The sequence below is a fragment of the Staphylococcus sp. HMSC062H10 genome, assembly GCF_001836945.1.
Classification (GTDB): domain Bacteria; phylum Bacillota; class Bacilli; order Staphylococcales; family Staphylococcaceae; genus Staphylococcus; species Staphylococcus aureus.
Map to the genome: position 1 here is coordinate 12,568 of NZ_KV830982.1, position 15,070 is coordinate 27,637.

The 15,070-nt window shown below is 34.1% G+C and carries 16 protein-coding genes and 1 other annotated feature; all 16 genes read left to right on the forward strand.

Annotation, left to right across the window (positions count from 1 at the left end; genetic code table 11):
• Nucleotides 1–506 precede the first annotated feature (506 nt).
• The 16 genes from gltX to rpoB all read left to right on the forward strand — a co-directional run bounded on the left by gltX (nucleotide 507) and on the right by rpoB (nucleotide 15,033).
• Nucleotides 507–1,961 (forward strand): glutamate--tRNA ligase, encoded by a 1,455-nt coding sequence (gltX, locus tag HMPREF2658_RS08520; protein WP_001283786.1) that lies wholly within the window; start codon nucleotides 507–509, stop codon nucleotides 1,959–1,961.
• 423 nt (nucleotides 1,962–2,384) lie between these two features.
• Nucleotides 2,385–3,032 (forward strand): serine O-acetyltransferase, encoded by a 648-nt coding sequence (gene cysE, locus HMPREF2658_RS08525; protein WP_001805237.1) that lies wholly within the window; start codon nucleotides 2,385–2,387, stop codon nucleotides 3,030–3,032.
• Nucleotides 3,016–4,416, forward strand: a complete 1,401-nt coding sequence (cysS, locus tag HMPREF2658_RS08530; protein WP_000631980.1) for a cysteine--tRNA ligase — start codon at nucleotides 3,016–3,018, stop codon at nucleotides 4,414–4,416. The genes cysE and cysS overlap by 17 nt, the downstream gene beginning before the upstream one ends.
• A complete protein-coding gene (locus HMPREF2658_RS08535) occupies nucleotides 4,409–4,813 on the forward strand; it encodes a Mini-ribonuclease 3 (protein WP_000370179.1) in 405 nt (134 codons plus the stop codon). Before cysS ends, HMPREF2658_RS08535 begins: the two co-directional genes overlap by 8 nt.
• Nucleotides 4,814–4,820: 7 nt before the next feature.
• Nucleotides 4,821–5,567, forward strand: coding sequence for a 23S rRNA (guanosine(2251)-2'-O)-methyltransferase RlmB (rlmB, locus tag HMPREF2658_RS08540; RefSeq protein ID WP_000390332.1), 747 nt, complete (start codon nucleotides 4,821–4,823; stop codon nucleotides 5,565–5,567).
• A complete protein-coding gene (locus HMPREF2658_RS08545; protein ID WP_000664731.1) occupies nucleotides 5,567–6,091 on the forward strand; it encodes an NYN domain-containing protein in 525 nt (174 codons plus the stop codon). The genes rlmB and HMPREF2658_RS08545 overlap by 1 nt, the downstream gene beginning before the upstream one ends.
• Nucleotides 6,092–6,171: 80 nt before the next feature.
• The gene (locus tag HMPREF2658_RS08550; protein WP_000872878.1) at nucleotides 6,172–6,741 is read left to right on the forward strand and encodes a sigma-70 family RNA polymerase sigma factor; all 570 of its coding nucleotides are present in this window, start codon (nucleotides 6,172–6,174) and stop codon (nucleotides 6,739–6,741) included.
• Between the two features lie 114 nt (nucleotides 6,742–6,855).
• Nucleotides 6,856–6,999, forward strand: coding sequence for a 50S ribosomal protein L33 (rpmG, locus tag HMPREF2658_RS14215; protein ID WP_001788193.1), 144 nt, complete (start codon nucleotides 6,856–6,858; stop codon nucleotides 6,997–6,999).
• A gap of 55 nt (nucleotides 7,000–7,054) precedes the next feature.
• A complete protein-coding gene (secE, locus tag HMPREF2658_RS08555; protein WP_001074473.1) occupies nucleotides 7,055–7,237 on the forward strand; it encodes a preprotein translocase subunit SecE in 183 nt (60 codons plus the stop codon).
• Nucleotides 7,238–7,249: 12 nt separating this feature from the next.
• A complete protein-coding gene (gene nusG, locus HMPREF2658_RS08560; protein ID WP_001288302.1) occupies nucleotides 7,250–7,798 on the forward strand; it encodes a transcription termination/antitermination protein NusG in 549 nt (182 codons plus the stop codon).
• 180 nt (nucleotides 7,799–7,978) lie between these two features.
• Complete coding sequence (rplK, locus tag HMPREF2658_RS08565; RefSeq protein WP_001085792.1) at nucleotides 7,979–8,401, forward strand: 50S ribosomal protein L11; 423 nt, start codon at nucleotides 7,979–7,981, stop codon at nucleotides 8,399–8,401.
• Nucleotides 8,402–8,608: 207 nt separating this feature from the next.
• Nucleotides 8,609–9,301: a 50S ribosomal protein L1 gene (rplA, locus tag HMPREF2658_RS08570; protein WP_001074619.1), complete on the forward strand. Its 693-nt coding sequence runs from the start codon at nucleotides 8,609–8,611 to the stop codon at nucleotides 9,299–9,301.
• A gap of 87 nt (nucleotides 9,302–9,388) precedes the next feature.
• Nucleotides 9,389–9,535: a sequence feature (ribosomal protein L10 leader region), on the forward strand.
• A 37-nt stretch (nucleotides 9,536–9,572) separates the two neighbouring features.
• Nucleotides 9,573–10,073 carry a 50S ribosomal protein L10 gene (gene rplJ / locus HMPREF2658_RS08575; protein ID WP_001273085.1) on the forward strand — a complete coding sequence of 167 codons (501 nt, stop codon included), beginning with the start codon at nucleotides 9,573–9,575 and terminating at the stop codon, nucleotides 10,071–10,073.
• 42 nt (nucleotides 10,074–10,115) lie between these two features.
• Entirely contained in the window at nucleotides 10,116–10,484 is a 369-nt protein-coding gene (gene rplL, locus HMPREF2658_RS08580) for a 50S ribosomal protein L7/L12 (protein WP_001273586.1), read from the forward strand.
• A 174-nt stretch (nucleotides 10,485–10,658) separates the two neighbouring features.
• Nucleotides 10,659–11,267 (forward strand): class I SAM-dependent methyltransferase, encoded by a 609-nt coding sequence (locus HMPREF2658_RS08585; RefSeq protein WP_000020295.1) that lies wholly within the window; start codon nucleotides 10,659–10,661, stop codon nucleotides 11,265–11,267.
• Nucleotides 11,268–11,481: 214 nt separating this feature from the next.
• Nucleotides 11,482–15,033: a DNA-directed RNA polymerase subunit beta gene (rpoB, locus tag HMPREF2658_RS08590; protein ID WP_000918680.1), complete on the forward strand. Its 3,552-nt coding sequence runs from the start codon at nucleotides 11,482–11,484 to the stop codon at nucleotides 15,031–15,033.
• Nucleotides 15,034–15,070: the final 37 nt, after the last annotated feature.

Here is a 15,070-nt window from a genome sequence, read left to right on the forward strand (position 1 = left end):
CGAAGTTTGTAATTTGAAGTATAACTATAACTAAATACAAAACATATCAGTTATCAAAAAATGCAAATAGTGCTAATATATCATTGAAACAAGTTCATTAAGTGTTAAATTTTAGATATTAATAAAGTTATTCTTATAGCAATCGAGACATACAAAATTAGAATCAATTTTAACGTATTTGAATAGTTAATTTGAAGTTTAATTTTACAGCACATAATATTCATTTTTAAGTCGTTGAAATGCGTATGTAGTGCAGTCTTGATTCTTAGGGATAGCTTTTTTAAAGTGTTGAAAAAACAACTGCTTTCTATTTAAAATTTAAGCATATTACCCAGGGAATTATGTTATGATTAAACAATGAAATTATTTTAAGGTCATGTTAAAAAGCATTGTTTCGTTTTAACAATAAGACGAGTTACACATTTGTTATGACGGTCGAAGATAGCAAATGAACAATTTATATGAACTAACTTGAAAATCTGATATTTAATTTAGGAGTGAAAAAAATGAGCGATCGTATAAGAGTAAGATATGCACCAAGTCCAACTGGTTATCTTCATATTGGTAATGCAAGAACAGCATTATTCAATTACTTGTATGCTAAACATTACAACGGAGATTTTGTGATTCGAATTGAAGATACTGATAAAAAACGTAATTTAGAAGATGGAGAAACATCACAATTTGATAATCTTAAATGGTTAGGATTAGATTGGGATGAGTCTGTAGATAAAGACAATGGCTACGGACCATATCGTCAATCTGAACGTCAACATATCTACCAACCATTAATAGATCAGTTACTAGCAGAAGATAAAGCATATAAATGCTATATGACAGAAGAAGAATTAGAAGCTGAACGTGAAGCGCAAATCGCTCGTGGTGAAATGCCTCGCTATGGTGGTCAACATGCGCATTTGACTGAAGAACAACGTCAACAATTTGAAGCAGAAGGACGCCAACCATCAATTCGTTTCCGAGTACCTCAAAATCAAACGTATTCATTTGATGATATGGTTAAAGGGAATATTTCATTTGATTCAAATGGTATTGGTGACTGGGTTATCGTTAAAAAAGATGGCATTCCAACGTACAATTTTGCAGTAGCTATAGATGATCATTACATGGAAATTTCAGATGTCATTCGTGGTGATGATCATATTTCAAACACGCCTAAACAAATTATGATTTATGAAGCATTTGGCTGGGAGCCACCTCGTTTTGGTCATATGTCATTAATTGTTAATGAAGAACGTAAAAAGTTAAGTAAACGTGATGGGCAAATTTTACAATTTATTGAGCAATATCGTGACTTAGGTTATTTACCTGAAGCGTTATTTAATTTTATTGCGTTATTAGGTTGGTCTCCTGAAGGTGAAGAAGAAATCTTTTCTAAAGAAGAATTTATCAAAATCTTTGATGAAAAGCGTTTGTCAAAATCACCAGCATTTTTCGATAAGCAAAAATTAGCATGGGTTAATAACCAATATATGAAACAAAAAGATACTGAAACAGTATTCCAATTAGCATTACCTCATTTAATTAAAGCGAATTTGATTCCTGAGGTGCCGTCAGAAGAGGATTTATCTTGGGGACGCAAATTAATTGCGCTTTATCAAAAAGAAATGAGTTATGCCGGTGAAATTGTACCTTTATCAGAAATGTTCTTTAAAGAAATGCCAGCTCTTGGTGAGGAAGAACAACAAGTGATCAATGGAGAGCAAGTACCAGAGTTAATGATGCACTTATTCAGTAAATTAGAAGCACTTGAACCATTTGAAGCGGCTGAAATTAAAAAGACAATTAAAGAAGTTCAAAAAGAAACAGGAATAAAAGGCAAGCAATTATTTATGCCTATTCGTGTTGCTGTAACAGGCCAAATGCATGGTCCTGAATTACCAAATACAATTGAAGTACTTGGTAAAGAAAAAGTGCTAAACCGTTTAAAACAATATAAGTAATGAAATAGACAAGATCAAGGTAGTATATACTTGAATTTTATAACGTAACCACATATGATAAAGTTGTATTAACAAATTACAACAATATGAATAGAGTATTTTATAAAAAACGAAGGATTAGTAATTAAATTTATACGATGCAGAGAGTGTACGGTTGCTGTGAGTACAACGTAGAAATTAATGAATGCACCTTCGTAAAATGAATTAAATATATAATGAGAGTGATGAGCATTAAGTTGACTAAGTTTCCTTGATAATTTGGAAGCGCCCGCAATTTTATTAATGTAATTCGCTAAATTCAGAGTGGAACCGTGCGGAAGCGCCTCTAACAATACAATTTGTATGTTAGTGGTGCTTTTTTTGATATTTAATTTCGCAGGTACTTCAATTATGTATTTACGTAGTTCAATCATTGAGGAGGAAATGATCTTGTTAAAAAGAATGAGAGACGATATAAAAATGGTATTTGAGCAGGATCCAGCGGCACGTTCAACATTAGAAGTCATTACAACGTATGCAGGTTTACATGCAGTTTGGAGTCATTTGATTGCACATAAGTTATACAACCAAAAAAAATATGTTGCAGCACGCGCGATATCTCAAATTTCAAGATTTTTCACAGGTATAGAAATCCATCCAGGTGCTAAAATTGGAAAGCGTCTATTTATAGATCATGGTATGGGCGTTGTAATAGGAGAAACATGTACAATTGGTGATAATGTGACAATCTATCAAGGCGTGACACTTGGTGGGACAGGGAAAGAAAGAGGGAAAAGACACCCAGATATAGGAGACAATGTTTTAATAGCAGCGGGTGCGAAAGTTTTAGGAAATATTAAAATAAATTCAAATGTAAATATTGGTGCAAATTCAGTTGTTTTACAATCAGTTCCAAGTTATTCAACGGTTGTTGGTATACCAGGACATATTGTTAAGCAAGATGGTGTTCGAGTTGGAAAAACATTTGATCATCGCCATCTACCTGATCCAATTTATGAACAAATTAAGCATTTAGAACGACAACTTGAAAAGACTAGGAATGGAGAGATTCAAGATGATTACATTATATAATACGCTTACACGTCAAAAAGAAGTGTTCAAGCCAATAGAGCCAGGAAAAGTAAAAATGTATGTATGTGGTCCTACTGTATATAACTACATTCATATTGGTAACGCGAGACCAGCAATTAATTATGACGTAGTGAGACGTTACTTTGAATACCAAGGATATAATGTAGAATATGTATCAAATTTTACAGATGTAGATGATAAATTAATTAAACGTTCTCAAGAATTAAATCAGTCTGTTCCCGAAATTGCAGAAAAATATATTGCTGCTTTTCATGAAGATGTTGGTGCGTTAAATGTTAGAAAAGCGACTTCAAATCCAAGGGTAATGGACCATATGAATGACATTATTCAATTTATTAAAGATTTGGTTGATCAAGGTTATGCATATGAAAGTGGTGGCGATGTTTACTTTAGAACACGTAAATTTGAAGGTTATGGTAAATTAAGTCATCAATCCATAGATGACTTAAAAGTGGGTGCTCGTATAGATGCAGGAGAGCATAAGGAAGATGCACTTGATTTTACATTGTGGAAAAAAGCGAAGCCTGGCGAGATTAGTTGGGATAGCCCATTTGGTGAAGGAAGACCAGGATGGCATATTGAATGTTCTGTAATGGCATTTCATGAGCTAGGACCTACAATTGATATACATGCGGGTGGTTCAGATTTACAATTTCCACATCATGAAAATGAAATAGCACAATCGGAAGCACATAATCATGCGCCATTCGCTAATTATTGGATGCATAATGGTTTCATTAATATTGATAATGAAAAAATGAGTAAATCACTAGGCAACTTTATTTTAGTTCACGATATTATTAAAGAAATTGATCCAGATGTATTAAGATTCTTTATGATTAGCGTACATTATAGAAGTCCAATTAACTATAATCTAGAATTGGTTGAATCAGCACGTAGTGGATTAGAGCGTATTCGCAATAGTTATCAATTAATTGAAGAGCGCGCACAAATTGCTACTAATATTGAAAATCAACAAGCATATATTGATCAAATTGATGCGATTTTAAATCGTTTTGAAACAGTTATGAATGATGATTTTAATACAGCTAATGCAATTACAGCTTGGTATGATTTAGCAAAACTTGCAAATAAATATGTACTAGAGAACACAACATCAACAGAAGTAATTGATAAATTTAAAGCAGTTTATCAAATTTTTAGCGATGTTTTAGGTGTACCGTTAAAATCTAAAAATGCAGATGAATTATTGGATGAAGATGTTGAAAAATTAATCGAAGAGCGTAATGAAGCAAGGAAAAACAAAGATTTTGCACGAGCAGATGAGATTCGAGACATGCTGAAATCACAAAACATTATATTAGAAGACACACCTCAAGGGGTTAGATTTAAACGTGGATAATCAACAAGATAATCACATTAAATTATTGAATCCATTGACCTTAGCATATATGGGAGACGCAGTCTTAGATCAATATGTACGTACGTATATCGTTTTAAAGCTTAAAAGTAAGCCTAATAAACTACATCAAATGTCTAAAAAATATGTATCTGCCAAAAGTCAGGCGCAAACGTTAGAATATTTAATGGAGAAAGAATGGTTTACAGACGAAGAAATGGATATTTTGAAGCGAGGGCGTAACGCGAAAAGTCATACTAAAGCTAAAAATACTGATGTTCAAACATATCGTAAAAGTTCAGCGATAGAAGCAGTGATAGGTTTTCTTTATTTAGAAAAAAGAGAAGAACGATTAGAGGCATTATTAAATGAAATAATAACAATAGTAAACGAAAGGTAGTGACAATGTGGAAGATACGGTTATTGTTGGTAGGCATGCTGTTAGAGAAGCGATTATTACTGGGCATCCGATAAATAAGATATTGATTCAAGAAGGAATTAAAAAGCAACAAATTAATGAAATTTTAAAAAATGCAAAAGATCAAAAAATCATTGTTCAAACTGTACCAAAATCTAAATTAGATTTTTTAGCAAATGCACCACATCAGGGGGTTGCAGCGCTTATTGCACCATATGAATATGCTGACTTCGATCAATTTTTAAAACAGCAAAAAGAAAAAGAAGGTTTATCGACAGTACTTATATTAGACGGCTTAGAAGATCCGCATAACTTGGGATCAATTTTAAGAACAGCAGATGCAACGGGAGTTGATGGTGTTATTATTCCTAAACGTCGTTCAGTTACACTAACGCAAACAGTTGCAAAAGCCTCAACAGGTGCAATTGAACATGTACCAGTTATTCGAGTGACAAATTTAGCTAAAACTATCGATGAACTAAAAGATAATGGCTTTTGGGTAGCTGGCACTGAAGCTAATAATGCAACAGATTATAGAAATCTTGAAGCGGACATGTCATTGGCTATTGTAATTGGTAGCGAAGGACAGGGTATGAGTCGCCTGGTAAGTGATAAATGCGATTTTTATATTAAGATTCCAATGGTTGGACATGTAAACAGTTTGAATGCTTCGGTTGCAGCAAGTTTAATGATGTACGAAGTATTTCGAAAAAGACATGATGTTGGAGAAATATAATGAAAGAACGTTACTTAATCATTGATGGATACAATATGATAGGACAATCACCAACGCTAAACGCCATTGCAAAAGAGAATTTAGAAGAAGCTAGAATGCAATTAATAGATGCAATTGCAAATTATAATGCAGTTATTTCAGATGAAATTATTTGTGTTTTCGATGCTTATGACCAATCGGGTGTTGAAAGAGAATACATGTATCATGGCGTTAAAACGATTTTTACCAAGGAAAAAGAAACAGCTGATAGTTTCATAGAACGTTATGTCTATGAACTTTATGACAAGCACACTAAGCATATTACAGTTGTAACAAGTGATATGAGTGAGCAACATGCTATCTTTGGATCAGGTGCATATAGAATATCATCTCGCGAAATGTGGAGAGACTTAAAAGAAAATGAAATTGATGTGAGTAAATCATTAGATGATATAAGTGAAAACAAGCCAAGAACTCGAATTCCGTTATCTTCTGAAATCCTTGCAGAATTTGAAAAAATACGAAGAGGACATCATAAGAAATGACATTTCCGTCATCTTGAAATTTTGAATGTAACAATATTAAACTAACCTTAAATTTTAGATAGAAGGGGTTAGTTTAATACTTGAAATATGATTTGACAACTCAAGATAGTACAATCAAACGTAACAATGCAATAAATGATAAAGACTTCGAAAAGTTAGTAATGGATCTACAACCATTAATTATTCGACGCATCAAAACATTTGGATTTAATCATTATGATTTAGAAGACTTATATCAAGAAATACTTATACGGATGTATAGGTCGGTCCAAACATTTGATTTTAGTGGAGAGCAGCCTTTCACAAATTATGTTCAATGTTTAATTACGTCTGTAAAGTATGATTATTTGAGAAAATATTTAGCTACAAATAAAAGAATGGATAATTTGATTAATGAATATAGAGTTACGTATCCATGTGTAATAAAGCGTTATGATGTTGAAAACAATTATTTGAATAAATTAGCAATTAAAGAGTTGATTCGTCAGTTTAAGTATTTGAGTGCATTTGAAAAAGATGTCATGTATTTAATGTGTGAACAATATAAGCCGAGAGAAATTGCTCAACTGATGCATGTAAAAGAGAAAGTGATTTATAATGCCATACAACGATGTAAAAATAAAATAAAACGTTATTTCAAAATGATTTGAAAAGCGCCTTAGGACGTGAATTGAATTAGAACGTGTTACTTCTTGATGGTTTGACATTTGTTATAAATTTTATGTATAGTATACTGGTATTATAATGAATAAAGGTGAATTATTGTGAGGAAAATACCTTTAAATTGTGAAGCTTGTGGCAATAGAAATTATAATGTTCCTAAGCAAGAAGGCTCGGCAACAAGATTAACCTTAAAGAAATATTGTCCAAAGTGTAACGCGCACACAATTCATAAAGAATCGAAATAAATACATTCGAAATAATACTTTGATAATATGTTCAAAGGATTTGGAGGTTGAGCAGATGGCTAAAAAAGAAAGTTTCTTTAAAGGCGTTAAGTCTGAAATGGAAAAAACAAGTTGGCCGACGAAAGAAGAGCTATTTAAATATACTGTAATTGTAGTTTCTACTGTTATATTCTTCTTAGTCTTTTTCTATGCCTTAGATTTAGGAATTACAGCATTGAAAAATTTATTATTTGGTTAGAGGAGTGAAGACATGTCTGAAGAAGTTGGCGCAAAGCGTTGGTATGCAGTGCATACATATTCTGGATATGAAAATAAAGTTAAAAAGAATTTAGAAAAAAGAGTAGAATCTATGAATATGACTGAACAAATCTTTAGAGTAGTCATACCGGAAGAAGAAGAAACTCAAGTAAAAGATGGCAAAGCTAAAACGACTGTTAAAAAAACATTCCCTGGATATGTTTTAGTGGAATTAATCATGACAGATGAATCATGGTATGTGGTAAGAAATACACCAGGCGTTACTGGTTTTGTAGGTTCTGCAGGTGCAGGGTCTAAGCCGAATCCATTGTTACCAGAAGAAGTTCGCTTCATCTTAAAACAAATGGGTCTTAAAGAAAAGACTATCGATGTTGAACTCGAAGTTGGCGAGCAAGTTCGTATTAAATCAGGTCCATTTGCGAATCAAGTTGGTGAAGTTCAAGAAATTGAAACAGATAAGTTTAAGCTAACAGTATTAGTAGATATGTTTGGCCGAGAAACACCAGTAGAAGTTGAATTCGATCAAATAGAAAAGCTTTAATTAACAATTAAAGTTATTAAACTAACCAAAAGATAAAAAAGAGTATTGATTTTTTAATTAGAAAAGTGTTAAAATTATGTGGTCGCGCTTTTAGAGCGCCCATTTCGTCACGAAATGTTAAGAGTGGGAGGGCAAAACTGAGCCCTGTGACCACATCACGATATCAAGGAGGTGCACATCGTGGCTAAAAAAGTAGATAAAGTTGTTAAATTACAAATTCCTGCAGGTAAAGCGAATCCAGCACCACCAGTTGGTCCAGCATTAGGTCAAGCAGGTGTGAACATCATGGGATTCTGTAAAGAGTTCAATGCACGTACTCAAGATCAAGCAGGTTTAATTATTCCGGTAGAAATCAGTGTTTATGAAGATCGTTCATTTACATTTATTACAAAAACTCCACCGGCTCCAGTATTACTTAAAAAAGCAGCTGGTATTGAAAAAGGTTCAGGTGAACCAAACAAAACTAAAGTTGCTACAGTAACTAAAGATCAAGTACGCGAAATTGCTAACAGCAAAATGCAAGACTTAAACGCTGCTGACGAAGAAGCAGCTATGCGTATTATCGAAGGTACTGCACGTAGTATGGGTATCGTTGTAGAATAATTTTACGAATATTAAATTTGATTACATGATTTAAACGATGAAGCAGATAACAGAGATAATAATGATGAATTATAAATATAATCTGAATGACTAGATTAATGATTGATTTATTCATAAGATTAATTCTTCTGTTGTCTGCTCTTAACTTGCATCTAGCAAGTAATGTGGGAGGAAATTCCGCTAAAACCACTAAAGGAGGAACTATAAATGGCTAAAAAAGGTAAAAAGTATCAAGAAGCAGCTAGTAAAGTTGACCGTACTCAGCACTACAGTGTTGAAGAAGCAATTAAATTAGCTAAAGAAACAAGCATTGCTAACTTTGACGCTTCTGTTGAAGTTGCATTCCGTTTAGGAATTGATACACGTAAAAATGACCAACAAATCCGTGGTGCAGTTGTATTACCAAACGGAACTGGTAAATCACAAAGTGTATTAGTATTCGCTAAAGGTGACAAAATTGCTGAAGCTGAAGCAGCAGGTGCTGACTATGTAGGTGAAGCAGAATACGTTCAAAAAATCCAACAAGGTTGGTTCGACTTCGATGTAGTAGTTGCTACACCAGACATGATGGGTGAAGTTGGTAAATTAGGTCGTGTATTAGGACCAAAAGGTTTAATGCCAAACCCTAAAACTGGAACTGTAACAATGGATGTTAAAAAAGCTGTTGAAGAAATCAAAGCTGGTAAAGTAGAATACCGCGCTGAAAAAGCTGGTATCGTACATGCATCAATTGGTAAAGTTTCATTTACTGATGAACAATTAATTGAAAACTTCAATACTTTACAAGATGTATTAGCTAAAGCTAAACCATCATCTGCTAAAGGTACATACTTCAAATCTGTTGCTGTAACTACAACAATGGGTCCTGGAGTTAAAATTGATACTGCAAGTTTCAAATAATAAATGATATAAACAATTACAGGCTGAAAGAAATATCTTTCAGTCTGTAAAAATATATTGACAATAAGTAATTTCCAAGTTATATTACTTATTGTGATTATTTTACCTAAGACAGTAGGAGTTATTTATAACTTAAAATTTATCCTACCGAGGCTAAAATTGACTTGAACGTGATGATCTATGATCTTTCAAGCACTTTTTGCCGTGGGTAGAAAGTGCTTTTTTTATTAATTTTAAAAAAAGCACCAAAAATTTAAATGGAGGTGTCTGAATGTCTGCTATCATTGAAGCTAAAAAACAACTAGTTGATGAAATTGCTGAGGTACTATCAAATTCAGTTTCAACAGTAATCGTTGACTACCGTGGATTAACAGTAGCTGAAGTTACTGACTTACGTTCACAATTACGTGAAGCTGGTGTTGAGTATAAAGTATACAAAAACACTATGGTACGTCGTGCAGCTGAAAAAGCTGGTATCGAAGGCTTAGATGAATTCTTAACAGGTCCTACTGCCATTGCAACTTCAAGTGAAGATGCTGTAGCTGCAGCGAAAGTAATTTCTGGATTTGCTAAAGATCATGAAGCATTAGAAATTAAATCAGGCGTTATGGAAGGCAATGTTATTACAGCAGAAGAAGTTAAAACTGTTGGTTCATTACCTTCACACGATGGTCTTGTATCTATGCTTTTATCAGTATTACAAGCTCCTGTACGCAACTTCGCTTATGCGGTTAAAGCTATTGGAGAACAAAAAGAAGAAAACGCTGAATAATTTTTAGCGTAAAAAAATTAAAAATAATGGAGGAATTATAAAATGGCTAATCATGAACAAATCATTGAAGCGATTAAAGAAATGTCAGTATTAGAATTAAACGACTTAGTAAAAGCAATTGAAGAAGAATTTGGTGTAACTGCAGCTGCTCCAGTAGCAGTAGCAGGTGCAGCTGGTGGCGCTGACGCTGCAGCAGAAAAAACTGAATTTGACGTTGAGTTAACTTCAGCTGGTTCATCTAAAATCAAAGTTGTTAAAGCTGTTAAAGAAGCAACTGGTTTAGGATTAAAAGATGCTAAAGAATTAGTAGACGGAGCTCCTAAAGTAATCAAAGAAGCTTTACCTAAAGAAGAAGCTGAAAAACTTAAAGAACAATTAGAAGAAGTTGGAGCTACTGTAGAATTAAAATAATTCAAGTATCTTAAACTTAATAATCAAAGTTTTATAGCAAGTATTGCTATAATATAATGATTCTTTGAGAAGTTAAAACCCCGTTATTTTGATAACGGGGTTTTATTCATTTAAAGACTGAGTGAAATGTTATAATTATAATGACGAGTTACAAAGTGAAGATGAGGTGGAATAATGAGTCATTATTATGATGAAGATCCAAGTGTAATTAGCAATGAACAACGTATTCAATATCAATTAAAGCATCATAAAATTGATTTAATAACTGATAACGGAGTGTTTTCGAAAGATAAAGTAGATTATGGTTCAGATGTTCTTGTTCAAACTTTTTTAAAAACGCATCCACCTGGTCCAAGTAAGCGAATTGCCGATGTTGGTTGTGGTTACGGACCAATTGGTTTGATGATTGCTAAAGTATCACCACATCATTCAATTACAATGCTAGATGTTAATCACAGAGCGCTAGCCTTAGTTGAAAAAAATAAAAAATTAAACGGTATTGATAATGTGATCGTAAAGGAAAGTGATGCTTTGTCTGCTGTGGAAGACAAAAGTTTTGATTTTATTTTAACCAATCCACCAATAAGAGCAGGGAAAGAAACCGTGCATCGCATATTCGAGCAAGCATTACATAGATTAGACTCGAACGGTGAACTATTCGTGGTAATTCAGAAGAAGCAAGGTATGCCATCTGCAAAGAAAAGAATGAATGAACTTTTTGGAAATGTAGAAGTGGTAAATAAAGATAAAGGATATTACATTCTGAGAAGCATAAAAGCTTGAAATGAAATGGATATTCTGTTATAGTTATATAATGTAAAAATTTATGTTCAATAAGTGTGTACTTTTACGTTAAATAGATAAGTTAATTAAGAATAAATATAGAATCGAAAATGGTGTCATCATTAGTGTTGCCGTTTTCTTTTTGTCTTTTTATTAATATGCTTATGGTATTTAGCTAAAAGCGGATCACATAATTTTTGAGGGGTGAATCTGTTTGGCAGGTCAAGTTGTCCAATATGGAAGACATCGTAAACGTAGAAACTACGCGAGAATTTCAGAAGTATTAGAATTACCAAACTTAATAGAAATTCAAACTAAATCTTACGAGTGGTTCCTAAGAGAAGGTTTAATCGAAATGTTTAGAGACATTTCTCCAATTGAAGATTTTACTGGTAATTTGTCATTAGAGTTTGTGGATTACCGTTTAGGAGAACCAAAATATGATTTAGAAGAATCTAAAAACCGTGACGCTACTTATGCTGCACCTCTTCGTGTAAAAGTGCGTCTAATCATTAAAGAAACAGGAGAAGTTAAAGAACAAGAAGTCTTTATGGGTGATTTCCCATTAATGACTGATACAGGTACGTTCGTTATCAATGGTGCAGAACGTGTAATCGTATCTCAATTAGTTCGTTCACCATCCGTTTATTTCAATGAAAAAATCGACAAAAATGGTCGTGAAAACTATGATGCAACAATTATTCCAAACCGTGGTGCATGGTTAGAATATGAAACAGATGCTAAAGATGTTGTATACGTGCGTATTGATAGAACACGTAAACTACCATTAACAGTATTGTTACGTGCATTAGGTTTCTCAAGTGACCAAGAAATTGTTGACCTTTTAGGTGACAATGAATATTTACGTAATACTTTAGAGAAAGACGGCACTGAAAACACTGAACAAGCGTTATTAGAAATCTATGAACGTTTACGTCCAGGTGAACCACCAACTGTTGAAAATGCTAAAAGTCTATTGTATTCACGTTTCTTTGATCCAAAACGCTATGACTTAGCAAGCGTGGGTCGTTATAAAACAAACAAAAAATTACATTTAAAACATCGTTTATTCAATCAAAAATTAGCTGAGCCAATTGTGAATACTGAAACTGGTGAAATTGTAGTTGAAGAAGGTACAGTGCTTGATCGTCGTAAAATCGACGAAATCATGAATGTACTTGAATCAAACGCAAACAGCGAAGTGTTTGAATTGCATGGTAGCGTAATAGACGAGCCAGTAGAAATTCAATCAATTAAAGTATATGTTCCTAACGATGATGAAGGTCGTACGACAACTGTAATTGGTAATGCTTTCCCTGACTCAGAAGTTAAATGTATTACACCAGCAGATATCATTGCTTCAATGAGTTACTTCTTTAACTTATTAAGCGGTATTGGATATACAGATGATATTGACCATTTAGGTAACCGTCGTTTACGTTCTGTAGGTGAATTACTACAAAACCAATTCCGTATCGGTTTATCAAGAATGGAAAGAGTTGTACGTGAAAGAATGTCAATTCAAGATACTGAGTCTATCACACCTCAACAATTAATTAATATTCGACCTGTTATTGCATCTATTAAAGAATTCTTTGGTAGCTCTCAATTATCACAATTCATGGACCAAGCAAATCCATTAGCTGAGTTAACGCATAAACGTCGTCTATCAGCATTAGGACCTGGTGGTTTAACACGTGAACGTGCTCAAATGGAAGTGCGTGACGTTCACTACTCTCACTATGGCCGTATGTGTCCAATTGAAACACCTGAGGGACCAAACATTGGATTGATTAACTCATTATCAAGTTATGCACGTGTAAATGAATTCGGCTTTATTGAAACACCATATCGTAAAGTTGATTTAGATACACATGCTATCACTGATCAAATTGACTATTTAACAGCTGACGAAGAAGATAGCTATGTTGTAGCACAAGCAAACTCTAAATTAGATGAAAATGGTCGTTTCATGGATGATGAAGTTGTATGTCGTTTCCGTGGTAACAATACAGTGATGGCTAAAGAAAAAATGGATTATATGGATGTATCGCCGAAGCAAGTTGTTTCAGCAGCGACAGCATGTATTCCATTCTTAGAAAATGATGACTCAAACCGTGCATTGATGGGTGCGAACATGCAACGTCAAGCAGTGCCTTTGATGAATCCAGAAGCACCATTTGTTGGCACAGGTATGGAACACGTTGCAGCTCGTGATTCTGGTGCAGCTATTACAGCTAAGCACAGAGGTCGCGTTGAACATGTTGAATCTAATGAAATTCTTGTACGTCGTCTAGTTGAAGAGAACGGCGTTGAGCATGAAGGTGAATTAGATCGCTATCCATTAGCTAAATTTAAACGTTCAAACTCAGGTACATGTTACAACCAACGTCCAATCGTTGCAGTTGGAGATGTTGTTGAGTATAACGAGATTTTAGCAGATGGACCATCTATGGAATTAGGAGAAATGGCATTAGGTAGAAACGTAGTAGTTGGTTTCATGACTTGGGACGGATACAACTATGAGGATGCCGTTATCATGAGTGAAAGACTTGTGAAAGATGACGTGTATACTTCTATTCATATTGAAGAGTATGAATCAGAAGCACGTGATACTAAGTTAGGACCTGAAGAAATCACAAGAGATATTCCTAATGTTTCTGAAAGTGCACTTAAGAACTTAGACGATCGTGGTATCGTTTATATTGGTGCAGAAGTAAAAGATGGAGATATTTTAGTTGGTAAAGTAACGCCTAAAGGTGTAACTGAGTTAACTGCCGAAGAAAGATTGTTACATGCAATCTTTGGTGAAAAAGCACGTGAAGTTAGAGATACTTCATTACGTGTACCTCACGGCGCTGGCGGTATCGTTCTTGATGTAAAAGTATTCAATCGCGAAGAAGGCGACGATACATTATCACCTGGTGTAAACCAATTAGTACGTGTATATATCGTTCAAAAACGTAAAATTCACGTTGGTGATAAGATGTGTGGTCGACATGGTAACAAAGGTGTCATTTCTAAGATTGTTCCTGAAGAAGATATGCCTTACTTACCAGACGGACGTCCGATCGATATCATGTTAAACCCTCTTGGTGTACCATCTCGTATGAACATCGGACAAGTATTAGAGCTACACTTAGGTATGGCTGCTAAAAATCTAGGTATTCATGTTGCATCACCAGTATTTGACGGTGCAAACGATGACGATGTATGGTCAACAATTGAAGAAGCTGGTATGGCTCGTGATGGTAAAACTGTACTTTATGATGGACGTACAGGTGAACCATTTGATAACCGTATTTCAGTAGGTGTAATGTACATGTTGAAACTTGCGCACATGGTTGATGATAAATTACATGCGCGTTCAACAGGACCATATTCACTTGTTACACAACAACCACTTGGCGGTAAAGCGCAATTCGGTGGACAACGTTTCGGTGAGATGGAGGTATGGGCACTTGAAGCATATGGTGCTGCATACACATTACAAGAAATCTTAACTTACAAATCCGATGATACAGTAGGACGTGTGAAAACATACGAGGCTATTGTTAAAGGTGAAAACATCTCTAGACCAAGTGTTCCAGAATCATTCCGAGTATTGATGAAAGAATTACAAAGTTTAGGTTTAGATGTAAAAGTTATGGATGAGCAAGATAATGAAATCGAAATGACAGACGTTGATGACGATGATGTTGTAGAACGCAAAGTAGATTTACAACAAAATGATGCTCCTGAAACACAAAAAGAAGTTACTGATTAATACGCAATTTACAAAACAGGCAAAAAGATACTAAGCT